Annotated in this window: 18 protein-coding genes; 15 read left to right on the top strand and 3 right to left on the bottom strand. The window is 70.2% G+C overall.

Annotated features, from left to right (window positions below; genetic code table 11):
* The first annotated feature begins 33 nt into the window (after nt 1-33).
* The 14 genes from MOJ79_RS09455 to MOJ79_RS09390 all read left to right on the top strand — a co-directional run bounded on the left by MOJ79_RS09455 (nt 34) and on the right by MOJ79_RS09390 (nt 17,242).
* Nucleotides 34-1,341, top strand: coding sequence for an aspartate aminotransferase family protein (locus tag MOJ79_RS09455; protein WP_241923927.1), 1,308 nt, complete (start codon nt 34-36; stop codon nt 1,339-1,341).
* 53 nt (nt 1,342-1,394) lie between these two features.
* On the top strand, nt 1,395-2,699 hold the full coding sequence (locus MOJ79_RS09450) for an NAD(P)/FAD-dependent oxidoreductase (RefSeq protein ID WP_119287308.1): 1,305 nt from the start codon (nt 1,395-1,397) through the stop codon (nt 2,697-2,699).
* 35 nt (nt 2,700-2,734) lie between these two features.
* Nucleotides 2,735-3,502 carry a gamma-glutamyl-gamma-aminobutyrate hydrolase family protein gene (locus tag MOJ79_RS09445; RefSeq protein ID WP_241923926.1) on the top strand — a complete coding sequence of 256 codons (768 nt, stop codon included), beginning with the start codon at nt 2,735-2,737 and terminating at the stop codon, nt 3,500-3,502.
* 65 nt (nt 3,503-3,567) lie between these two features.
* Nucleotides 3,568-4,935 (top strand): glutamine synthetase family protein, encoded by a 1,368-nt coding sequence (locus MOJ79_RS09440; protein WP_119352566.1) that lies wholly within the window; start codon nt 3,568-3,570, stop codon nt 4,933-4,935.
* Nucleotides 4,936-4,949: 14 nt separating this feature from the next.
* Entirely contained in the window at nt 4,950-6,353 is a 1,404-nt protein-coding gene (locus tag MOJ79_RS09435; RefSeq protein WP_241923925.1) for an aspartate aminotransferase family protein, read from the top strand.
* A gap of 133 nt (nt 6,354-6,486) precedes the next feature.
* Nucleotides 6,487-7,614 carry a polyamine ABC transporter substrate-binding protein gene (locus MOJ79_RS09430; protein WP_241923924.1) on the top strand — a complete coding sequence of 376 codons (1,128 nt, stop codon included), beginning with the start codon at nt 6,487-6,489 and terminating at the stop codon, nt 7,612-7,614.
* A gap of 49 nt (nt 7,615-7,663) precedes the next feature.
* Complete coding sequence (locus MOJ79_RS09425; RefSeq protein WP_241923923.1) at nt 7,664-8,764, top strand: ABC transporter ATP-binding protein; 1,101 nt, start codon at nt 7,664-7,666, stop codon at nt 8,762-8,764.
* A 7-nt stretch (nt 8,765-8,771) separates the two neighbouring features.
* The gene (locus MOJ79_RS09420) at nt 8,772-9,749 is read left to right on the top strand and encodes an ABC transporter permease subunit (RefSeq protein ID WP_241923922.1); all 978 of its coding nucleotides are present in this window, start codon (nt 8,772-8,774) and stop codon (nt 9,747-9,749) included.
* 2 nt (nt 9,750-9,751) lie between these two features.
* Nucleotides 9,752-10,594, top strand: coding sequence for an ABC transporter permease (locus tag MOJ79_RS09415; protein ID WP_119287477.1), 843 nt, complete (start codon nt 9,752-9,754; stop codon nt 10,592-10,594).
* Nucleotides 10,595-10,649: 55 nt separating this feature from the next.
* A complete protein-coding gene (locus MOJ79_RS09410) occupies nt 10,650-12,053 on the top strand; it encodes a DUF3138 family protein (RefSeq protein ID WP_241923921.1) in 1,404 nt (467 codons plus the stop codon).
* Nucleotides 12,054-12,112: 59 nt separating this feature from the next.
* Nucleotides 12,113-13,612, top strand: coding sequence for an aldehyde dehydrogenase (locus MOJ79_RS09405; protein WP_241923920.1), 1,500 nt, complete (start codon nt 12,113-12,115; stop codon nt 13,610-13,612).
* Between the two features lie 10 nt (nt 13,613-13,622).
* The gene (gene gabT, locus MOJ79_RS09400) at nt 13,623-14,894 is read left to right on the top strand and encodes a 4-aminobutyrate--2-oxoglutarate transaminase (protein ID WP_241923919.1); all 1,272 of its coding nucleotides are present in this window, start codon (nt 13,623-13,625) and stop codon (nt 14,892-14,894) included.
* A gap of 7 nt (nt 14,895-14,901) precedes the next feature.
* Nucleotides 14,902-16,236, top strand: a complete 1,335-nt coding sequence (gene glnT, locus MOJ79_RS09395; protein WP_241923918.1) for a type III glutamate--ammonia ligase — start codon at nt 14,902-14,904, stop codon at nt 16,234-16,236.
* Between the two features lie 58 nt (nt 16,237-16,294).
* On the top strand, nt 16,295-17,242 hold the full coding sequence (locus tag MOJ79_RS09390) for a DMT family transporter (RefSeq protein ID WP_241923917.1): 948 nt from the start codon (nt 16,295-16,297) through the stop codon (nt 17,240-17,242).
* On the opposite strand, the gene MOJ79_RS09385 is transcribed toward MOJ79_RS09390, so the two are convergent.
* Genes MOJ79_RS09385 through dusA form a run of 3 tightly spaced genes read right to left on the bottom strand, consistent with a single transcriptional unit; the run spans nt 17,211 to nt 19,952 of the window.
* Nucleotides 17,211-17,873 (bottom strand): class II aldolase/adducin family protein, encoded by a 663-nt coding sequence (locus MOJ79_RS09385; RefSeq protein WP_241923916.1) that lies wholly within the window; start codon nt 17,871-17,873, stop codon nt 17,211-17,213. The genes MOJ79_RS09390 and MOJ79_RS09385 overlap by 32 nt on opposite strands.
* Nucleotides 17,866-18,957: an S-methyl-5-thioribose-1-phosphate isomerase gene (gene mtnA, locus MOJ79_RS09380; protein WP_241923915.1), complete on the bottom strand. Its 1,092-nt coding sequence runs from the start codon at nt 18,955-18,957 to the stop codon at nt 17,866-17,868. The genes MOJ79_RS09385 and mtnA overlap by 8 nt, the downstream gene beginning before the upstream one ends.
* On the bottom strand, nt 18,954-19,952 hold the full coding sequence (gene dusA, locus MOJ79_RS09375) for a tRNA dihydrouridine(20/20a) synthase DusA (protein ID WP_241923914.1): 999 nt from the start codon (nt 19,950-19,952) through the stop codon (nt 18,954-18,956). The genes mtnA and dusA overlap by 4 nt, the downstream gene beginning before the upstream one ends.
* 391 nt (nt 19,953-20,343) lie before the next feature.
* Between dusA and rpoD the strand changes: the two genes are divergently transcribed.
* Nucleotides 20,344-22,734, top strand: a complete 2,391-nt coding sequence (rpoD, locus tag MOJ79_RS09370) for an RNA polymerase sigma factor RpoD (protein ID WP_241923913.1) — start codon at nt 20,344-20,346, stop codon at nt 22,732-22,734.
* The last annotated feature ends 130 nt before the right edge of the window (nt 22,735-22,864 follow it).

The following is a 22,864-nucleotide window of genomic DNA, read 5'->3' as shown; positions in this document are numbered from 1 at the left end:
CCCCGAGGCTGCGTTGCACGAGGAGCACCCCCCATGAAGCAGGACATGGACGCCTACTGGATGCCGTTCACCGCCAACCGGCAGTTCAAGAAGGCGCCGCGCATGCTGGCCAAGGCCGCCGGCATGCACTTCTGGACGCCCGAGGGGCGCGAGATCCTCGACGGCGTGGCCGGGCTGTGGTGCGTCAACGCCGGCCACGGGCGGCCCAAGATCGTGCAGGCCATTGCCGAGCAGGCGGCCGAGATGGACTACGCGCCGCCGTTCCAGATGGGCCATCCGAAGGCGTTCGCGCTCGCCGAGCGGCTCGTCGAGCTGACGCCGCCGGGGCTCAACAAGGTCTTCTTCACCAACTCGGGCTCCGAGGCGGTCGAGACGGCACTGAAGATGGCCATCGCCTACCACCGCGTGCGCGGCGAGGGCCAGCGCACGCGGCTGATCGGGCGCGAGCGCGGCTACCACGGCGTCAACTTCGGCGGCATCTCGGTCGGCGGCATGGTCGCCAACCGCAAGATGTTCGGCACGCTGCTGGCCGGCGTCGACCACATCCGCCACACGCACGACCCGGCGCGCAACGCGTTCAGCATCGGCCAGCCGGCGCACGGCGCCGAGTTCGCCGACGACCTCGAGCGCCTCGTCGCGCTGCACGACGCGAGCACGATCGCCGCCGTGATCGTCGAGCCGGTGGCGGGCTCGACCGGCGTGCTGATCCCGCCGGTGGGCTATCTGCAGCGGCTGCGCGAGATCTGCGACCGCCACGGCATCCTGCTGATCTTCGACGAGGTCATCACCGGGTTCGGCCGCACCGGCCAGCCGTTCGGCGCGCAGACCTTCGGCGTCACGCCCGACATCATGACGGTGGCCAAGGGCATCACGAACGGCGCGGTGCCGATGGGCGCCGTGTTCGTGCAGCAGGCGATCCACGACGCCTTCATGCAGGGCCCCGAGCACCTGATCGAGTTCTTCCACGGCTACACCTACTCGGCGCACCCGCTGGCCTGCGCGGCCGGGCTGGCCACGCTCGAAACCTACGCCGACGAAGGGCTGCTGACGCGCGCGTCACAGCTGCAGGGCTACTTCGCCGACGCGCTGCACTCGCTCAAGGGCCTGCCGCACGTGATCGACATCCGCAACATCGGGCTCGTCGGCGGCATCGAGCTCGAGCCGATCCCGGGCGAGCCGAGCAAGCGCGCATTCGGCGTCTTCCTCGACTGCTGGGAACGCGGCGTCCTGATCCGCACCACCGGCGACACGATCGCGCTGAGCCCGCCACTGATCATCGAGAAGTCGCACATCGACCGGCTGGTGGACACGATCGCCGGCGCGCTCCAGCGCGCCGCCTGACCCCCGACCGCCATCACCGACCCGACCCCGAGGGCCTGCCTAGCGCGTACCGTATGCCGCTGCTCGACGCCGACCGCGAACTGACCCGCCACTCGTACTACGCCGCCACGGCGTCGCGCGAAGCACCCTTTCCCACGCTGCAGGGCGACGTCCGCGCCGACGTCGCCGTCGTCGGCGGCGGGCTCGCGGGGCTGAGCGCGGCGATCGAGCTGCACGACCGCGGCTTCGACGTCGTGCTGCTCGAGGCGCAGGACGTCGGCTGGGGCGCGAGCGGGCGCAACGGCGGGCAGGCGATCCACGGGCTGGCGTGTGACCAGGAGGTCATCGAGCAGCAGCTCGGTCTCGAAGAGGCCAAGCGCGTGTGGGCGATGTCGATCGAGGCGCTGGACCTGATCCGCCAGCGCATCGCGCGCTTCGCGATCGACTGCGACTGGCGCGACGGCTACCTCGGCGTCGCGACGAACGAGCGCAAGGCGCGCGAGCTGCGCGCCTGGGTCGACCGCATCGCGTCGGTGTACGGCTATGCGCAGACCTGGATCGAGCGCGCCGACCTGCCGAACTGGATCGCGAGCCCGCGCTATGCCGCCGGCGCGTACGACCCGCGCTCGGGCCACCTGCACCCGCTGAAGTACAGCCTCGGGCTGGCCAGCGCCGCGGCGCGGCTGGGCGTGCGCATCTACGAGCGCAGCGCGGTCACTGCGCTCGAGACGGGCGACACGGTGCGGCTGCGCACCGCGCACGGCCACGTCAGCGCGCGCAGCGTGCTGCTCGCGGGCAACGTCTACCTGCAGCAGTTCGCGCCAGCGGTGGCGCCGCAGCTGGCCGCGCGCATCATGCCCGTCGGCACCTACATCGTCGCGACCCGGCCGCTGGGCGCCGAACGCGCGCGCGCGCTGATCCCGTGCGGTGCGGCGGTGTGCGACACCAACTTCGTGCTCGATTACTTCCGCACGAGCGCCGACCACCGTCTGCTGTACGGCGGGCGCGTCAGCTACAGCACCGCCACGCCGATGAACCTCGCCGCGAGCATGCGCCGGCGCATGCTGCGCACCTTCCCGCAGCTCGACGGCGTCGAGGTCGAGCACGCGTGGGGCGGCTTCGTCGACATCTCGATGAACCGCGCGCCCGACTTCGGCCGCGTCGGCGCCAACGTCTACTACCTGCAGGGCTTCTCGGGCCATGGCCTGGCGCTGACGGGGCTCGCCGGCAAGCTCGTCGCCGAGGCGATCGCCGGCGACGCGTCGCGCTTCGACACCTTCGCGCGCCTGAAGCACCGCCCGTTTCCGGGCGGGCGGCTGCTGCGCATGCCGGCGCTGGTGGCCGGCATGGCGTGGTACCGGCTGCGCGACCTGTTCTGAGCCGGCCTGTCACGCACGCTGCCATCCCGACCGACATGAATGCCGACCGCCTCCCCGTCGTGCTGGTGCCCGCGTGCAACCGCGTGCTCGGCCACCACCCGTTCCACATCGCGGGCCAGAAGTACGTCGACGCGGTGCGCCTGGCCGGGTGCCTGCCGCTGGTGGTGCCCAACGCCCGCGACGCCGAGCTGGCCACGCTGCTCGCGCTGGCCGACGGCGTGCTGCTGACCGGCTCGCCGTCGAACGTGCATCCGCAGCACTTCGACGAAGGCGTGCACGACCCGTCGCTGCCGCTGGACACCGCGCGCGACGCGTGGACGCTGCCGTTCATCCCGCAGGTGCTCGCGCGCGGCATCCCGCTGCTGGCGATCTGCCGCGGACTGCAGGAGACCAACGTCGCGCTCGGCGGCACGCTGCACCAGGCGATCCACCGGGTGCCCGGCTTCGCCGACCACCGCGCCGACGACGACGCACCGGTCGACGTGCAGTACGGTCCGGCGCACGAGGTCGTCGTCGAACCCGGCGGGCGTCTCGAAGCGCTGCTGCCGCTGCGGCGCTTCGCCGTCAACTCGCTGCACGGCCAGGGCGTGAACCGGCTCGCAGCCGGTCTGCGCGTCGAGGCGCGCTCGCCCGACGGCGTCGTCGAGGCGTTCTCGACGACCGACACCCCCGGGTTCGCGATCGCGGTGCAGTGGCATCCCGAGTGGCAGGCGGCGAGCAACCCGGTGTCGATGGCGCTGCTGCGCGCGTTCGGCGACGCGTGCCGCGCCTACCGCGACCGGCGCAGCGGGCCGGGGTCGTAGCGACGGCCACCGCCACGCCCCGCAGCGGCCGCCGCCGGCGGCCCGAAACCGACACAGGTGTTCCCATGGCCAACCGCAAAGACTTCACGTTCGCCGACCTCGAGCACTGGCTCAACCAGAACCGCGTCACCGAGATCGAGTGCCTCGTGCCCGACCTCACCGGTGTGGCGCGCGGCAAGATCCTGCCGCGCGAGAAGTTCAACGAGGACCGCGGCATGCGCCTGCCCGAGGTCGTCGTCGCCACCACGGTGACCGGCGTCGCGCCGACCGAGGGCCCGTTCTTCGACATCATCAGCCCGACCGACCACGACATGCACCTGCGCCCCGACCCCGGCACGGTGCGCATCGTGCCGTGGGCCACCGACCCGACCGCGCAGGTCATCCACGACTGCTACGACCGCGACGGGCGCCTGATCCCGTTCGCGCCGCGCTCGGTGCTCAAGCGCGTGTGCGACCTCTACGCGTCGGCGGGCTGGAAGCCCGTCGTCGCCCCGGAGCTCGAGTTCTACCTGGTGGCGCGCAACACCGACCCCGACGTGCCGCTGAAGCCGCCGATCGGACGCAGCGGCCGCGCCGAGACGTCGCGCCAGATGTACTCGATCGACGCCGTCAACGAGTTCGACCCGCTGTTCGAGGACGTCTACGACTACTGCAACAAGATGGACCTCGGCGTCGACACGCTGATCCACGAGATCGGCGCCGGGCAGATGGAGATCAACTTCTTCCACGACCATCCGCTGCAGCTCGCCGACGAGGTGTTCTTCTTCAAGCGGCTGCTGCGCGAGACGGCGCTGCGCCACGACATGTACGCCACGTTCATGGCCAAGCCGATCGCCGGCGAGCCGGGCAGCGCGATGCACGTGCACCAGAGCATCACCGACCTGGCCACCGGGCGCAACCTGTTCAGCGACCGCGACGGCCACGCGAGCGACTTCTTCCGCTGGTACATCGGCGGCCTGCAGCGCTACATCCCGGCGTGCATGGCGCTGTTCGCGCCCTACGTCAACAGCTACCGGCGCCTGACGCGCTACACCGCCGCGCCGATCAACATCCAGTGGGGCACCGACAACCGCACGGTGGGCATCCGCAGCCCGGTCGCTCCGCCCGAGAACCGGCGCGTCGAGAACCGCGTGATCGGCGCCGACGCCAACCCCTACGTCGCGCTCGCCGCGACGCTGGCCTGCGGCTGGCTCGGCATCCAGAAGCGCATCGAGCCCACCCCCGAGTGCAAGGGCGACGCCTACCTCGGCGACTACCAGCTGCCGCGCAGCCTGAGCGAGGCGCTCGAGAAGCTGCGCCGCGAACAGGATCTGGCCGAGGTCCTCGGCGAAGCGTTCATCACGATCTACACCGAGGTCAAGGAGATCGAGTACGCCGAATTCATGAAGGTGATCTCGCCGTGGGAGCGCGAGCACCTCCTCCTTCACGTCTGACCCGGGAGACCGCGATGAATGCCGTCCTCGCTCCGCGCCGCGAGCGCACCACCGCCGAGTGGCAGGCCGCCGACGCCGCCCACTTCCTGCACCCGTTCACCGACTTCCAGTCGCTGGCCCAAAAGGGTGCGCGCATCATCACGCGCGCCGACAACATCTACCTCTGGGACAGCGACGGCCACAAGATCCTCGACGCGATGTCTGGCCTGTGGTGCGTCAACGTCGGCTACGGCCAGCCCGCGCTCGTCGACGCGGCGACGCGCCAGCTCAAGGAACTGCCGTTCTACAACGCGTTCTTCCAGACCGCGACGCCGCCGGCGATCGAGCTCGCCGAGCTGCTGTCGGAAGTGACGCCGCCGCAGTTCAACCACGTCTTCTTCAGCGGCTCGGGCTCCGAGGGCAACGACACCGTCGTGCGCATGGTGCGCCGCTACTGGGACCTGCTCGGGCGGCCCGAGCGCCAGGTCATCATCAGCCGCAGAAACGCGTACCACGGCTCGACGATGGCCGGTGCGTCGCTCGGCGGCATGAGCGCGATGCACGCGCAGGGCGGGCTGCCGATCCCCGGCATCGTGCACATCGAGCAGCCGCACTGGTTCGAGCTCGGCCGCCCGCAGGGCCTGTCGCGCGACGAGTTCGGGCGCGTCGCCGCCGGCTGGCTCGAGCAGAAGATCCTCGAGGTCGGCCCCGAGAAGGTCGCCGCCTTCATCGGCGAGCCGGTGCAGGGCGCCGGCGGCGTCATCGTGCCGCCCGAGACGTACTGGCCCGAGATCCAGCGCATCTGCGACCGGTACGGCATCCTGCTCGTGTCCGACGAGGTGATCTGCGGCTTCGGGCGCACCGGCCACTGGTTCGGCTGCGAACGCTTCGGCACCCGCCCCGACCTGATGACCTTCGCGAAGGGGGTGACCAGCGGCTACATCCCGCTCGGCGGCGTGATGGTCGGCGACCGCGTCGCCGACGTGCTGATCCGCCAGGGCGGCGAGTTCACGCACGGCTACACCTACTCGGGCCACCCGGTGGCGTGTGCGGTGGCGGTCGCCAACATCCGCCTGATCCGCGAGCTGAAGCTCGTCGAGCATGTGCACGACGACGTGGGCCCGTATCTTGCAGGCGTGTTCGAGGCGCTGGCCGAGCACCCGCTGGTCGGCGAAGCGCAGACCTGCGGACTGATGGGCGCACTGCAACTGGTCAAGGACAAGGCGAGCGGCACCCCGTTCCCGGCCGAGCTGGAGGTTGGGATGGTGTGCCGCGGCCACTGCTTTGCCAACGGCCTGATCATGCGCGCCGTCGGCGACCGCATGATCATCGCGCCGCCGCTGGTCATCACGCGCGCGCAGATCGACGAGATGGCGGCGCTGATCCGCCGCTGCCTCGACCTCACGCTGGCCGACGTGCGCGGCCGCGGCTGGCTGTGACGTTCCCCGGATTCGGTGCCGACCCTCAGCCGGCGGCGCGGCGGGCGCGACTAGACTTGCGCCTTCGCGGCCGTCACCGAACGGTCACCGGTTCCGATCCGTTCTTCCCCAACCCTTCGCTGGAGGCTCCTCGATGAAGCTGTCGTCTGTCCGGTTCCGGGGCGTGCGCACCCGCCTGCTCACCGTCGCCGCCCTGGCGCTGGCGTCCACCGTCGCGTGGTCCCAGCAGGAGGAGAAGGTCCTCAACATCTACAACTGGTCGGACTACATCGCGCCGGACACGATCGCCAACTTCGAGAAGGAAACCGGCATCAAGGTCCGCTACGACAACTTCGACAACAACGAGATCGTGCACGCCAAGCTGGTGGCGGGCAAGACGGGCTACGACATCGTCGTGCCGTCGTCGAACTGGGCCAAGCTGCAACTCGACGGCGGCCTGCTGCAAAAGCTCGACAAGAGCAAGATCCCGAACCTGAAGAACCTCGACCCGGCGGTGCAGGCCCAGCTGGCCAAGATGGACCCCGGCAACGAGTACATGGTCAACTGGCTGTGGGGCTTCACGACGGTGGGCATCAACGTCGACAAGGTCAAGGCCGCGCTGGGCGGCACGCCGATGCCCGACAACGCGTGGGACCTGATCTTCAAGCCCGAGTACGTCAGCAAGCTCAGGAGCTGCGGCGTGTCGTTCCTCGACTCGGCCACCGAGGTGATTCCGGCGGCGCTGCACTACCTGGGCAAGTCGCCGTACAGCAAGAACGCCTCGGACTACGCCGCCGCCGCGCAGCTGCTCAAGAGCGTGCGGCCGCACATCACGCTGTTCAGCTCGTCGGGCTACATCAACGACATGGCCAACGGCTCGATCTGCGCCGCGATGGGCTGGTCGGGTGACATCAACATCGCACGCCAGCGCGCGATCGACGGCAAGACCGGGCAGAACATCGAGGCGCTGATCCCGAAGACCGGCGGCCTGCTGTTCTTCGACGTGATGGTGATCCCGGCCGACGCACCGCGCCCCGGCAACGCGCACAAGTTCATCGACTACATCCTGCGCCCCGAGGTCAACGCCGGCCTGGTCAACAAGGTCTTCTACGCCAACCCGGTGCCGGCGGCCAAGCAGTTCGTGCGCCCCGAGGTCGCGAACAACCCGACGGTGTTCCTGTCGGCCGCCGACATGGCCAAGATGATCCCGCCCGAGCCGCTGAACAACGACCTGCGCCGGCTGATGACGCGCACGTTCACGTCGTTCAAGACCGGACTGTGACGCCAAGGCGTCGACGACACTGACTCGCGCGGCTGAGGACGCCCCCTTCATGGGTCCAGAGAACAAGGACGCCACGTTCCTGCAGATCCAGGACGTGGTCAAGGACTTCGACGGCTTCAAGGCCGTCAATCACGTCAGCCTCGACGTCGCCAAGGGCGAGATCTTCGCGCTGCTCGGTTCGTCGGGCTGCGGCAAGAGCACGCTGCTGCGCATGCTCGCCGGCTTCGAGAAACCCACGTCGGGGCGCATCGTGCTGGCCGGTCGCGACCTCGCGACGCTGCCGCCGTACGAGCGCCCGATGAACATGATGTTCCAGAGCTACGCGCTGTTCCCGCACCTGACGGTATGGGACAACATCGCGTTCGGCCTGCGGCGCGAGGGCATGCCCAAGGCCCGCATCGCCGAGCGCGTCGAGGCGATGCTCAAGCTGGTGCAGCTCGAGCGCTTCGCACAGCGCAAGCCGCACCAGCTCTCGGGCGGGCAGCAGCAGCGCGTCGCGCTGGCGCGCAGCCTGGCCAAGCAGCCGCAGCTGCTGCTGCTCGACGAGCCGCTGGGCGCACTCGACAAGAAGCTGCGCGAGCAGACGCAGATCGAGCTGGTCAACATCATCGAATCGGTCGGCGTGACCTGCGTGATGGTCACGCACGACCAGGAAGAGGCGATGACGATGGCCTCGCGCATCGCGATCATGAGCGAGGGGCGCTTCCTGCAGGTCGGTGCACCGAGCGAGATCTACGAGACACCGACGAGCCGCTTCGTCGCCGATTTCATCGGCAACGTCAACCTGATGGACGGCTCGGTGATCGTCGACGAGCCAGACCACGTCGTGATCGACTGCGCCGACTGCAAGCACTACGTCGGCCACGGGATCACCGGCACCAAGGGCATGGCCGTCTCGGTCGCACTGCGGCCCGAGAAGATCCACCTGTCGCGGCGCAAGCCGGCCGACGAGTTCAACTCGGTGGCAGGCACGATCAAGGAGCTGTCGTACTTCGGCAGCTTCACCGTCTACCACGTGCAGCTCGCCAGCGGCGCGATGCTCAAGGTCAGCCTGGCCAACATCCAGCGCCACCGCGACGACGAGTTCACATGGGGCGATATGGTGTGGGCACATTGGTCACGCACGGCGCCCGTCGTGCTGACGCAGTGAGACTCCGATGAGCGCCGTCATCGACGACCCTGCAGCGGCCCCGGCCGCCGGCACGAAGCCGCTGCGGGAGCGGCTGCCTCAGGCGCTGCGCGGGCGCGCCCTCGTGATCGGCACGCCCTACTTGTGGCTGCTGCTGTTCTTCATGCTGCCGTTCGTCATCGTTGCGCGCATCAGCGTGTCGCAGATGGAAGGCGTGGCCTTCGGCGACCTCGTGACGTTCCACGACGGCGTGCTGCAGCTGGTGCTCGACTTCTCGAACTATGCGTTCCTGACGCAGGATGCGCTGTACCTGCGCACCTACATCGCGAGCATCGAGTACGCGCTCGCGACGACCGTGCTGTGCCTGCTGATCGGCTACCCGTTCGCGTACTTCATGGCACGCGCGAAGCCGACGCTGCAGCCTGCACTCGTGATGCTGGTGATGCTGCCGTTCTGGACCTCGTTCCTGCTGCGCGTCTACGCCTGGAAGGGACTGCTCAGCGAGGGCGGGCTGGTCGCCGACTGGCTGATCGGCCTCGGTCTGGACCAGCTGCTGTACCAGCTCGGGCTGATCACGTCGCCCGGGCGGCTGATGCACACGCCGTTCTCGCTCGTGCTCGGCATGACGTACACGTACCTGCCGTTCATGATCCTGCCGCTGTACGGCAACCTGGCCAAGATGGACCTGCGGCTGCTCGAGGCCGCGGCCGACCTCGGCGCGACGCCGTGGACGGCGTTCTGGAAGATCACGGTGCCGCTGTCGAAGGCCGGCATCATCGCCGGCTCGATGCTGGTGTTCATCCCCTGCGTCGGCGAGTTCGTGATCCCCGAACTGCTCGGTGGCCCCGAGACGCTGATGATCGGCCGCGTGCTGTGGGACGAGTTCTTCAGCAACAACGACTGGCCGATGGCCTCCAGCGTCGCTGTCGTGATCATCCTGCTCGTGATCGTGCCGCTGGCGCTGTTCAACAAGTACCAGGCCGAGGCGCAGGAGAAGCGCACGTGAGGATCGCCACCTCGCCCGCCTTCAACCGCTGGTTCGGCCGCGGCTGGCTCGCGCTGGGCTTCCTGTTCCTGTACCTGCCGATCGTCGCGCTCGTCGTCTACTCGTTCAACGACTCGCCGGTGCCCAACGTCTGGCGCGGCTTCACGCTGAAGTGGTACGAGGCGCTGCTGCGCGACAGCGAGATGCTCACCGGCCTGTGGCTGAGCCTGAAGATCGCGTTCCTGACCGCGTGCGGCTCCGTTGTGCTCGGCACGCTCGCCGCGTTCGCGCTCGTCAAGTACAAGCGCTTCACCGGACGCACGCTGTTCTCGGGCATGGTCAATGCACCGCTCGTGATGCCCGAGGTCGTCGTCGGGCTGTCGCTGCTGCTGATGCTGGTGTCGGTGCAGCGCGCGATCGGCTTCCCCGAGCGGGGTCTGGTGACGATCTGGCTCGGCCACCTGCTGCTGGGCATGGCCTATGCGGCGGTCATCATTCAGTCGAGGCTGCAGGACCTGAACCCGCAGCTCGAGGAAGCGGCGATGGACCTCGGCGCCAGGCCCAGCCAGGTGTTCTGGCTCGTCACGCTGCCGATGATCGCGCAGTCGCTGGTGTCGGCGTGGCTGCTGACGTTCACGATCTCGCTCGACGACGTCGTGATCTCGGCGTTCCTGTCCGGCCCGGGCTCGACGACGATGCCGCTGGTGATCTTCTCGCGCGCGCGCCTGGGCCTGAACCCGACCGTCAACGCGATGGCCACCGTGATCGTCGTCATCGTCGCGATCGGCGTCGTGGCCGCCAGCTACCTGATCGCGCGCGCCGAGCGCCAGCGCGCACTCGAGATGAAGGCCGCCAACCGCGCCTGAGCGCCCCGCCGAGCCCGACACTCCGAATCGAACCCGTAGCCCGAGGAGAGACCCGATGAACCGCATCCGCCCCACCCTGCTCGCCCTGGCGCTCGCGGCCGCCTTCCCGGCCTGGGCGCAGACCAACGCCGAGCTGCTGAAGGAGCTTCAGGCGCTGCGCGAGCGCGTCAACGAGCTCGAGAAGAAGCTGCAGCAGGCGCAGCCGCCGGGCGGCCAGTGGGGCATGACGCCCCAGCAGGCGGCCGAGTTCAACCGCATCGCCGTCAAGACCGAGGCGCTGCAGGACAACTTCGAGGACCAGGGCTACAAGGGGCTGAAGATCACCGGCTGGGCCGAGGCAGCGTACATCTGGAACCGCAACCAGAAGCGCGCCGGCTTCCAGTTCCTGAACCAGCAGGAAGACGGCTACTACTACGACACCTCGTACATCGGCGCGGTGAACCTGACGCTGACCAAGGAGACCGACAGCGGCACGATCTGGAAGCTGTCGCTGATGCCCAACCGCAGCCCCGGCGCCGTCGTCGACACCAAGAGCATCGTCGACGAAGCCAGCGTCTCGGTGCCGCTGACCGACCTGCAGACGCGCCTGATCGCGGGCCAGATCCCCGACTGGTCGGGCTACGAGTACATGCCGCCGACGCTGAACCCGTTCATCACGCACAACCTGCTGTTCGACTTCACGCTGCCGACGACGTACACCGGTGTCGGCCTGGACCTGACGCGCGGCAAGTGGTGGATCCGCGCGATGCTGGCCAACGTCAACGAGAACATCGTCCAGGCCAAGTCGCGCGAGCCGGTGCTCGTCTACCGCGCCGACTACGAGCGCGGCGAGTTCTCGGGCTGGGGCTTCGCCGGGCTGCACGGCAAGACGGCCAACTACAACTGCGTCGATCAGGCGTGCAGCAAGACGATGACGCACCTGTTCGAAGTCGACGGCTGGTACACGCGCGGCGACCTGACGCTGGGCGGCCAGATCGGCTTCGGCATGCAGAAGAAAGGCGCGATCATTCCCGACGCCGACGGCAACTTCCGCGACTCGCGCTGGTGGGGCGTCTCGGGCATGGCGGGCTGGAACTTCACGCCGCGGCTGCAGGGCCTGGTGCGCGTCGATTACCTGAACAACGCGAAGAACGGCGGCGGGCTGTTCGGCTATAACGGCTACTGGACCGCCATTGCCGACGGGGAGGCATCGACCACGGACTATGGCGACTGGCGCAACGGCATTGGCCCCGACGCGAATCTGGGTTGCTACCCGGATCCGACGGTTGACGGCTGCAGCCGCGGTGCGAACCGCTACGCGCTGTCGCTCGGACTGAAGTACCTGTTCAACGAGCACACGACGCTGAAGGCCGAGTACCGCCTCGACCGCGCCGACCGTCCGGTGTTCTATGACGTCGGCAGCGACAGCTACAAGAAGCTCAACCACCTGCTCGGCGCGTCGGTCGTCGTCGCGTTCTGACGTCCTCGGGGGCGCACCGCACGCGGCGCACCCGCGGCCTCGACAGCCTGGAGAACCCCATGAGCACAGCGGCCACCGACTGGCGCGCCCGCGCCGCCGACCTGCGCCCCGACGGCCGCGCCGTCATCGACGGCCGGCGCGTCGCAGCCGCCGACGGCCAGAACTTCGACAAGCACTCGCCGATCGACCACCGCCTGCTTGGGCCGGTGGCGCGCGGTCAGGCGGCCGACGTCGACGCCGCGGTGCGCAGCGCGCGCGCCGCGTTCGACGACGGCCGCTGGGCCGGCCGGCCCCCGGCGGCACGCAAGAAGGTGTTGCAGCGTTTCGCCGACAAGATCCTCGCCGCGAAGGATGAACTGGCCCTGCTCGAGACGCTCGACATGGGCAAGCCGATCCAGTATTCGCTGTCGGTCGACGTGCCGGCCACGGCGCGCTGCATCGCGTGGTACGCCGAAGCCGTCGACAAGGTCTACGACGAGGTCGCGCCGACCGGCCGCAACGCGCTGGCGCTGATCACGCGCGAGCCGGTGGGCGTCGTCGGCGCGATCGTGCCGTGGAACTATCCGATGATCATGGCGGCGTGGAAGCTCGGCCCCGCGCTCGCCGCCGGCAACTCGGTCGTGCTCAAGCCGAGCGAGAAGAGCCCGTACACCGCGCTGCGGCTGGCGGAGATCGCGCTCGAGGCGGGGCTGCCGCCCGGCGTCTTCAACGTCGTGCCCGGCTACGGCCACGAGGCCGGCGAGGCGCTCGCGCTGCACATGGAGGTCGATGCGATCGGCTTCACCGGCAGCACGCGCACCGGTCGGCGCATGCTCGAGTACGCGAGCCGCAGCAACCTCAAGCGGGTCTACAACGAGCTCGGCGGCAAGAGCGCGTTCGTCGTCTTCGACGACTTCGCCGACGTCGAGCGCGCCGCGAAGACGGTGGCCGGCAGCATGTTCTTCAACCAGGGCGAGAGCTGCAACGCGCCGTCGCGCGTGCTCGTGCACGAGGCGATCGCCGACCGTTTCGTCGAGATCGTCGCCGCCGAGGCGCCGAAGTACCGCCCGGCCGACCCGCTCGACGCGACCACCGTGATGGGTGCATTGGTCGACGCGACGCAACTGAACACCGTGATGGGCTACATCGACGCGGGCCTGAGCGAAGGCGCGCGCTGCGTGACCGGCGGGCGGCAGGCGCGCGCCGAGACCGGAGGCTTCTACGTCGAGCCGACCGTCTTCGACGGCGTGGCCAACTCGATGAAGATCGCGCGCGAGGAGATCTTCGGCCCGGTGATGGGCGTGATCCGCTTCCGCACCGAAGCCGAGGCGATCGCGATCGCCAATGACAGCCCCTACGGCCTGCAGGCGAGCGTCTGGAGCGACAACGTCAACCGTGCGCACCGCGTCGCGCGCGCGCTGCGCGCCGGCACCGTGCACGTCAACCAGTACGACGAGGACGACATCACGGTGCCGTTCGGCGGATACAAGCAAAGCGGCAACGGACGCGACAAGAGCCTGCACGCGTTCGACAAGTACACTGAATTGAAGACCACGTGGCTGCGCATCGACGCCGCCTGAGGAAACGACGATGCACCACTCGCGCAACGAACAGCTGATGGCGCGCAAGGCCGCGGCGACGCCGCGCGGCGTCGGCGTGATGGCGACTTTCTTCGCCGAGCGCGCACAGGGCGCCGAGCTGTGGGACGTCGAGGGCCGGCGCTACATCGACTTCGCCGGCGGCATCGCGGTGATGAACGTCGGCCACGGCCACCCGAAGGTCGTCGCCGCGGTGAAGGCGCAGCTCGAGCGCTTCAGCCACACCTGCTACCAGGTCGTGCCGTACGAGAGCTACGTCGCGCTGGCCGAGAAGCTCAACGCGCTCACGCCTGGCACGCACGCGAAGAAGACGGCGTTCTTCTCGACCGGCGCCGAGGCGGTCGAGAACGCGATCAAGATCGCGCGCGCCTACACGAAGCGCAGCGGCGTGATCGCGTTCGGCGGCGCGTTCCACGGCCGCAGCCTGTTCGCGGTGTCGCTCACCGGCAAGGTGCAGCCGTACAAGGCCGGCTTCGGCCCCTTTCCGCCCGAGATCTACCACGCGCCGTTCCCGTGCCACTGCGCGAGCCTGGCAGAGACGAAGAAGGCGGTGCAGCACCTGTTCAAGGCCGACATCGAGCCGAGCCGCGTCGCGGCGATCGTGTTCGAGCCGGTGCAGGGCGAAGGCGGCTTCAACGTGATCCAGCCCGAGGCCGTGAGCTGGCTGCGCGACCTGTGCGACGAGCACGGCATCGTGCTGATCGCCGACGAGGTGCAGACCGGGTTCGGGCGCACCGGCAAGATGTTCGCGATGGAGCACTTCGGCGTCGTCCCGGACCTGATGACGATCGCCAAGTCGCTCGCCGCCGGCACGCCGCTGTCGGCCGTCACCGGCAAGGCCGAGATCATGGACGCCCCGGCGCCCGGGGGGCTGGGCGGCACCTACGCCGGCAACCCGCTCGCGATCGCCGCCGCGCACGCCGTCATCGACGTGATGGCCGAAGAGAAACTGCCCGAGCGCGGCGCGCGGCTGGGCGAGCGGCTGATGGCCGAGCTGAACGCGATGCGCAGCGCCGTGCCGCAGATCGCCGACGTGCGCGGCCTCGGCGCGATGGTGGCCGTCGAGTTCGCGCGGCCCGACTCGGGCGAGCCCGACGCCGACTTCACGAAGCGCGTGCAGGCCGAAGCCCTGAAGCGCGGGCTGATCCTGCTGACCTGCGGCGTCAATGCCAACGTCGTGCGCTTCCTGTTCCCGCTGACGATTCCCGAGCCCGTGTTCGACGAGGCGCTCGGCATGCTGAGAGACGCGCTGCGCGCGGCTTGATGCGCCCGTGAGCGACGCCGACGCGCTGCGCCAGCGGCTGCACGCCGCCGGCGTCCACACGCTGCTCGTGCAGTTCGCCGACGTGCACGGCACGGCCAAGGGCAAGCTGGTGCCGCTGGCGCACCTCGCCACCGTGCTCGAGGCGGGCGCCGGCTTCGCCGGGCCGTCGATCTGGGGCACCGGGCTCGCACGCACCGGCGCGCGCAGCGAATACATCGCACGCGGCGACGCGTCGACGCTGCAGCCGCTGCCGTGGCAGCCCGGGGTGGCGCGCATCGTCGGCGACGGCGTCGTCGACGGCCGGCCGTTCGACGCCTGCCCGCGCCAGGTGCTGCGGCGCGCGCTGGCGCGCCTGGCCGAGCGCGGCTGGCGGCTCGAAGTCGGCATCGAGCCCGAGTTCTTCCTGCTCAGGCGCCTGCCCGGCGGCGGCTACGCGCCGCTCGACGACCACGACCGGCTGGACAAGCCGTCGTACGACCTGAAGAGTCTCGCGCGCGCGCAGCCGCTGCTGCACGACCTGCGCACATGGCTCGAGGCCTGCGGGCTCGACGTCACGCAGGTCGACCACGAGGATGCGCACGGGCAGTACGAGGTCAACTTCACGCACGCCGACGCGCTCGCGAGCGCCGACCGCGTGATGCTGTTCAAGCTCGCCGCGCAGGCCGCCGCCGAGAAGCACGGTGCCGTGTTCTCGCTGATGCCCAAGCCGTTCGCCGACCAGCCCGGCAGCGGCATGCACTTCCACGTCTCGCTGTGGGCCGGCGACCGTGGCCTGTTTGACGCCGACCGCGCCGGCGTCGACCTGTCGCCGCTCGGGCGCCACTTCGTCGCCGGCGTCCTCGCGCACGCGCCGGCGCTGTGTGCGCTCGCCGCGCCGACCGTCAACAGCTACAAGCGCCTCGCGGTCTACGACTCGATCACCGGCACGACGTGGGCGCCGGTGTGGGTCGCGCACGGCCCGAACAACCGCACCGCACTCGTGCGCACGCTGCGCGGGCGCTTCGAGTGGCGGCTGCCCGACGCGAGCGCGAACCCGTACCTGGCGCTGGCCGGACTGATCGCCGCCGGGCTTGACGGCGTCGACCGCGCGCTCGACCCCGGCCCGGCGTGCCATGACGACCTGTATGCGCTCGACGGCGACGGCCACGCCGCGCTCGCGCTGCCCCGGCTGCCCACCGACCTGGCCCGTGCGGTCGACGCGCTCGAGGCCGACGACGTCGTCGGCGCGGCACTCGGCGAGACGCTCGCGCGCGAGTTCGCACGCCTGAAGCGCGCCGAGTGGCAGGCGTATGCGCAGCAGGTCACGCCGTGGGAGCTCGCGCGCTACGCCGAGCGATTCTGAGCGCCGCAGCGCCGGCGCTGCGCGCTGGCATCATCCGCGGCTTCGCCCTGCCCGTCGCATGCCCGCCCTCGCGCCCACCGCCGCCGTGCCGTGGCTCGCCTACGCGAGCCTGAGCGCCAGCATGGCGCTGGTGGGCAGCTACGTCGGGCTGTCGAAGCTGCTGCTGGCGGCGTTTCCGGTGTTCCTGCTGGCGTGGCTGCGCTTCGGCATCGCCGCCGTCGCGATGCTGCCCTGGCTGCGCCGCGAAGGCTGGGAGGCGCCGACGACACCCGCCGACCGCCGCCTGCTGTTCTGGCAGAGCTTCCTCGGCAACTTCCTGTTCTCGGTGACGATGCTGTTCGGCGTGCTGCACACCTCGGCGCTGGCCGCCGGTGTCGTGATGGCGGCGATCCCGGCGGCCGTCGCGCTGCTGTCGCGCGTGCTGCTCGGCGAGCGGCTGACGCCGCGCGTGGCCGCCGGCATCGGCTGCGCGGTGGCCGGCATCGCGCTGCTGGCCGTCGTCAAGAGCGGCGGCCACGCGGGTGCGACTGCCGCACCGTGGTGGGGCTACGCGCTGCTGCTCGCGGCGGTGTTCTGCGAGGCGGCGTACGTCGTGATCGGCAAGCGGCTGACGGGGCGCGTGTCGCCGCGGCGCATCAGTGCGCTGATCAACCTCTGGGGGCTCGCGCTCGTCACGCCGCTGGGGCTGTGGCAGGCGCTGTCGTTCGACTTCGCGGCCGTCGCGCCGCCGACCTGGGGGCTGCTCGTCTTCTACGCGCTGGCCGCGAGCATGGTCACGGTGTGGCTGTGGATGCGCGGCCTGCGTGAGGTGCCCGCTTCGCGCGCCGGCGTGTTCACGGTGTGGCTGCCGCTCAGCGCGGCGCTGATCGGCATCGCGGTGCTCGGCGAGCCGTTCGGCGCCGGCCATGGGCTGGCCTTCGCGCTGGCGCTGGCCGGCGTCGTGCTCGCGACGTGGCCCGCGGCGGCCGGGCGCGTCAGCGCCGCGCCGCGCGGCCGTACGACTTGAAGCGCTCGATGACGGCCGACATCTCGTCGGCACCGAGGATCGCCGGCTCGCCGACGGCAAGCGCCTTCAGGTAGGCCTCGCACAGCGATTCGACCTCGAGCGTCACCTTCAGCGCGTGCGCGAGCGACGTGCCGCCGGCAACCAGCCCATGGTTGGCGAGCAGGCAGGCGTGGCGGTCGGCGAACGCCTGCGCGACCGCCTGCGACAGCGCCTCGGTGCCGAACAGGTGGTACGGCACGCAGGGCACGTCGCAGCCGCCGGCCACCGCGACCATGTAGTGGAAGGCCGGCAGCGGCCGGCGCAGGCACGCCAGCGCCGTCGCGTGCACCGAGTGCACGTGGACGACGGCGTGCAGGTCGGCGCGCGCCGCATAGACGGCGCGATGGAACGGCGCTTCCGACGACGGCTGCCAGCGCCCGTCGACGCGGCCGTCGTCGCCGAGCCAGACGAGGTCGTCGGCGGTGAGCCCGTCGGCACCCATGCCGGTGGGCGTGATCCAGCAGCCGCACGCACCGTCGCGCTGCGCGCGCACGCTGACGTTGCCAGTGCTGCCGCGGTTGAGCCCGAGCGCGTCGAGCCGGCGCACCGTCTCGACGACGGCCACGCGCGGGTCCGCGGTGGCTTCAGCCATGAGTACCCTCGCCCAGCGACGCGATGCCGGCCGCGGTGGCCGACACGACGCCGCGCTCGGTGATCAGTGCCGTGACCAGCCGCGCCGGCGTGACGTCGAACGCCGGGTTGGCGGCGGCCGAGCCGTCGGGCACGAGCTGCACTTCGACGACGCGGCCGTCGGCGGCGCGCCCGGCCAGGTGCGTCACTTCGCGGACGCTGCGCTCCTCGATCGGGATCTGCGCGACACCGTCGTCGATGCGCGCATCGAGCGTCGACAGCGGCATCGCGACCCAGAACGGCACGCCGTTGTCGTGCGCGGCGAGCGCCTTCAGGTAGGTGCCGATCTTGTTGGCCACGTCGCCGCGCGCGCTGACGCGGTCGCAGCCGACGATGACCGCATCGACGCGGCCGTGCTGCATCAGGTGGCCGCCCGCGTTGTCGGCGATCACGGTGTGCGCGATGCCCTGCTGGCCGAGCTCCCACGCCGTCAGGCTCGCGCCCTGGTTGCGCGGGCGCGTCTCGTCGACCCACACGTGCACGTCCAGCCCCGCGGCCTGCGCCTTGTAGACCGGCGCGAGCGCGGTGCCCCAGTCGACGGTGGCCAGCCAGCCGGCGTTGCAGTGCGTCAGCACGTTCAGCCGCCGGCCGTCGCGCGGCGCCAGGCCGCGCAGTAGCGCCAGCCCGTGGGTGCCGATCGCCTCGTTGACGGCGACGTCGTCGTTAGCGATCGCGTCGGCCTCGTCCCACGCGGCCGCGGCACGCGCCTGCGGCGGCAGCGCGGCCAGCCGGCGCTGCATGCGCTCGAGCGCCCAGCGCAGGTTGACCGCCGTGGGCCGCGTGGCCCCGAGGCGCCGCACCGCGTCGGCCAGCGCCGCGTCGCCGGCATCGGCGTTCATCGCCAGCGCGACGCCGTAGGCGGCGGTGGCGCCGATCAGCGGCGCGCCGCGCACCACCATGTCGCGGATCGCGTGCTCGACGTCGGCCGGCGTCGTCAGGCGCTCGACGGCGAACGCGTGCGGCAGCAGGCGCTGGTCGATCACGTGCAGCGCGTCGCGCGCCTGGGCCGGCCACAGACTGCGCCGGTGGCGCCCGTCGACCCTCATGCCGGCACCTCCGCCGCCGTCTCGAGCGCCTGCCGCGCCCGCCGCCAGACGGCTTCGGGCGTCTCGCGGCGCAGCCGGTGATCGCTCCAGACCTGGCGCCAGCGCCGCGCGCCGGGCACGCCGTTCATCAGCCCGAGCATGTGCCGTGCGACGTGCGGCCACGGCACGCCGGCGGCCGCCTCGCGCGTCATGTACTCGACCATCTGCCGCTCGACCGCGTCGCGGTCGGCCGGCGCCGGTCCCGCTTCGCCGAAGAAGCGGGCGTCCCAGCCAGCCAGCCGCCACGGGTGGTGGTAGGCCTCGCGTCCGACCATCACGCCGTCGACGTGCTGCAGGTGCGCCTCGATCTGCGCGTCGTCGGTGACGCCGCCGTTGAGCACGATCGTCAGCGCCGGGAAGTCGCGCTTGAGGCGGTACACGACCTCGTAGCGCAGCGGTGGCACCTCGCGGTTCTGCTTCGGGCTCAACCCCTGCAGCCAGGCGTTGCGCGCATGGACGATGAAGACGGCGCAGCCGGCGTCGGCGACGGTGCCGACGAAGTCGCGGACGAAGTCGTAGCTCTCGACGCGGTCGATGCCGATGCGGTGCTTGACCGTGACCGGCAGGTCGCATGCGTCGCGCATCGCACGCACGCCCTGCGCGACGAGCGCCGGCTCGGCCATCAGGCAGGCGCCGAACGCACCGTGCTGCACGCGCTCGCTCGGGCAGCCGCAGTTGAGGTTGACCTCGTCGTAGCCCCAGCGCTGCGCGAGCCGCGCGCCGTGCGCGAGCTCGGCCGGATCACTGCCGCCGAGCTGCAGCGCGACGGGGTGTTCGATCGGATCGAAGTCGAGGTGGCGCGCCACGTCGCCGTGGATCAGCGCGCCGGTCGTGACCATCTCGGTGTACAGGCGCGTGCGCCGTGTCAGCAGCCGGTGGAAGTGGCGGCAGTGGCGGTCGGTCCACTCCATCATCGGCGCGACGGCGAGGCGCCAGGGGCTGGGGGTGGCAGGCATCGGGGACGTCGGCGGGCAGCGGCCGACGCGGGGCGGTCGGCGGCGTGGATTGTCCGTCAGCGGCGCCCGGGCGCTCGGGGGGCCGGAGGTGCTTTGACGTCCGCGGCCCGCTTGGGGATAATAATCAGTTTGTTGCAGCGGCAAGAGTGACAGCAGCGCCTCCGGCCCCGGCCACCCGCGACACGGGTATCGCATCGGCCAACCTCCCCGCAAGGGCTGCCCCTCAGGACGTTCACGCGATCTTGCCTGCCCGACGCACGCCCTCATGTATCGGCCATCGGTCCGCCGGGCCGGCCGGCGCGATCGCGCCGCCGCCCCGGCGCGCCCGCTGCCGCCCGATGCCGTTGGCCGCTGTGCGGGCCCGCCCTGACCTTCCCCGACGAGGAATCGCATGACCGCGAAGAAATCCGCATCCGCCGCCAAGACCACCACCCAAGCCGCCCCGAAGGCGGCGACGAAGACTGCGCCGAAGGAGGCCGTGAAGGGCACGGCCAAGACCGCGACCCCCACGGCCAAGGGCGCCGCCAAGACGGCGGCGACCGCGGCACCGGCGGCTGGCAAGTCGCCCACCCCGTCCCCGGCGGCCAAGGCCACGGCCGGTGCGAAGCCCACCGGCAAGGCGGCGGCCCCCGTCACGGCCAAGGCGGCGACCAAGGCGCCTGCCGGCAAGCCGGCCAAGGCTGCCGAAGCGACCAAGACCGGCCGCAAGGGCAAGGCCGACGACACCAAGGCCAAGGCCAAGGACAAGGAACTCGCGCTCGCCGAGGAGGACTTCGCCGACGTCGATGCCGAACTCGACACCGAAGCCGACGTCGACGCCGAGGCGCAGGTGGCCGACGAGGCCGACAAGGCCGAGAAGGCCAAGCCGCTGCGCATGAAGGTCAGCCGCGCCAAGGAGCGCGCGCTGATGCGCGAGTTCGGCCTCGACGAGACGCAGCTCACCGAGGAGGAAGTCGCCAAGCGCCGCCAGGAGCTCAAGACGCTCATCAAGATGGGCAAGACGCGCGGCTTCCTGACGCACCAGGAAATCAGCGACCACCTGCCCGAGAAGCTCGTCGACAACGAGATCCTCGAGGCGATCGTCTCGATGCTCAACGACATGGGCATCGCGGTCTACGAGCAGGCGCCCGACGCGGCCACGCTGCTGATCGCCGGCGCCAGCACCAGCACGGCCACCGACGAGGAAGCCGAGGAGGCGGCCGAGGCCGCGCTGTCGACCGTCGACAGCGAGTTCGGCCGCACGACCGACCCGGTGCGCATGTACATGCGCGAGATGGGCACGGTCGAACTGCTCACCCGCGAGGGCGAGATCGAGATCGCCAAGCGCATCGAGGGCGGCCTGCAGGCGATGATGCTGGCCATCAGCGCGAGCCCGACGACGATCGCCGAGATCCTCGCGATGGCCGACCGCATCGAGGCCGGCGAGATGCAGATCTCCGACGTCGTCGACGGCTTCGTCAGCGACGACGAGGCGGACGACTACGTCGCCGAGGAAGACTTCGACGAGTTCGACGAAGAGGAAGACGACGACGGCGCCGGCGGCAGCAAGGCGCTGACGAAGAAGCTCGAGGAGCTCAAGACCCAGGCACTCGAGAAGTTCGCGGTGCTGCGCTCGCATTTCGACAAGATGCGCAAGGCGTACGAGAAGGACGGCTACAAGTCGCCGGCGTACAACAAGGCGCAGCAGGCCATCAGCGACGAGCTGATGACGATCCGCTTCACGGTCAAGACGATCGAGAAGCTGTGCGACATCCTGCGCTCGCAGGTCGACGACGTGCGCCGCTACGAGCGCGAGATCCGCAAGATCGTCGTCGACAAGTGCGGCATGCCGCAGGAGCACTTCATCAAGACCTTCCCGCCCAACGCGCTGAACCTGAAGTGGGCCGAGAAGGAAGCCGCTGCCGGCAAGCCCTACAGCGCCGTGCTCGCGCGCAACCTGCCTGCGGTGCAGGAGCTGCAGCAGAAGCTGATCGACATCCAGGCCAAGGCCGTCGTGCCGCTCGAGGATCTCAAGGAGATCAACAAGCGCATGAACGAGGGCGAGAAGGCCAGCCGCGACGCGAAGAAGGAGATGATCGAGGCCAACCTGCGCCTGGTGATCTCGATCGCGAAGAAGTACACCAACCGCGGGCTGCAGTTCCTCGACCTGATCCAGGAAGGCAACATCGGCCTGATGAAGGCGGTCGACAAGTTCGAATACCGCCGCGGCTACAAGTTCTCGACCTACGCCACCTGGTGGATCCGCCAGGCGATCACGCGCTCGATCGCCGACCAGGCGCGCACGATCCGCATCCCGGTGCACATGATCGAGACGATCAACAAGATGAACCGCATCAGCCGCCAGCACCTGCAGGAGTTCGGCTACGAGCCCGACGCGCCGACGCTGGCCGAGAAGATGGAGATGCCCGAGGACAAGGTGCGCAAGATCATGAAGATCGCCAAGGAGCCGATCTCGATGGAGACGCCGATCGGCGACGACGACGACTCGCACCTGGGCGACTTCATCGAGGACACGAACAGCGTCGCGCCGGTCGACGCGGCGATGCAGGCCGGCCTGCGCGAGGTCGTCAAGGAGATCCTCGACTCGCTGACGCCGCGCGAGGCCAAGGTGCTGCGCATGCGCTTCGGCATCGAGATGAGCACCGACCACACGCTCGAGGAAGTCGGCAAGCAGTTCGACGTCACGCGCGAGCGCATCCGCCAGATCGAGGCCAAGGCGATCCGCAAGCTCAAGCACCCGAGCCGCAGCGACAAGCTGCGCACCTACCTCGACAACCTCTGACCGGCTCGCGCGGCACACCGGCCGAGGCGCCCATCGCGGGCACGCCGGTCCGCCGCTGCCCCGATCTGTAACCGTCGTGTGACAAGGCCCGGCTATGCCGGGCCTTTTGCCATGAGCGGCCGGTACACTC

Origin of the sequence: Calidifontimicrobium sp. SYSU G02091 (genome assembly GCF_022631395.1) — a bacterium.
Taxonomy (GTDB): Bacteria; Pseudomonadota; Gammaproteobacteria; order Burkholderiales; family Burkholderiaceae_C; genus Calidifontimicrobium; species Calidifontimicrobium sediminis.
Note: the sequence above shows the minus strand (reverse complement) of the source record. Positions and strands in the feature narration are given on the sequence as shown.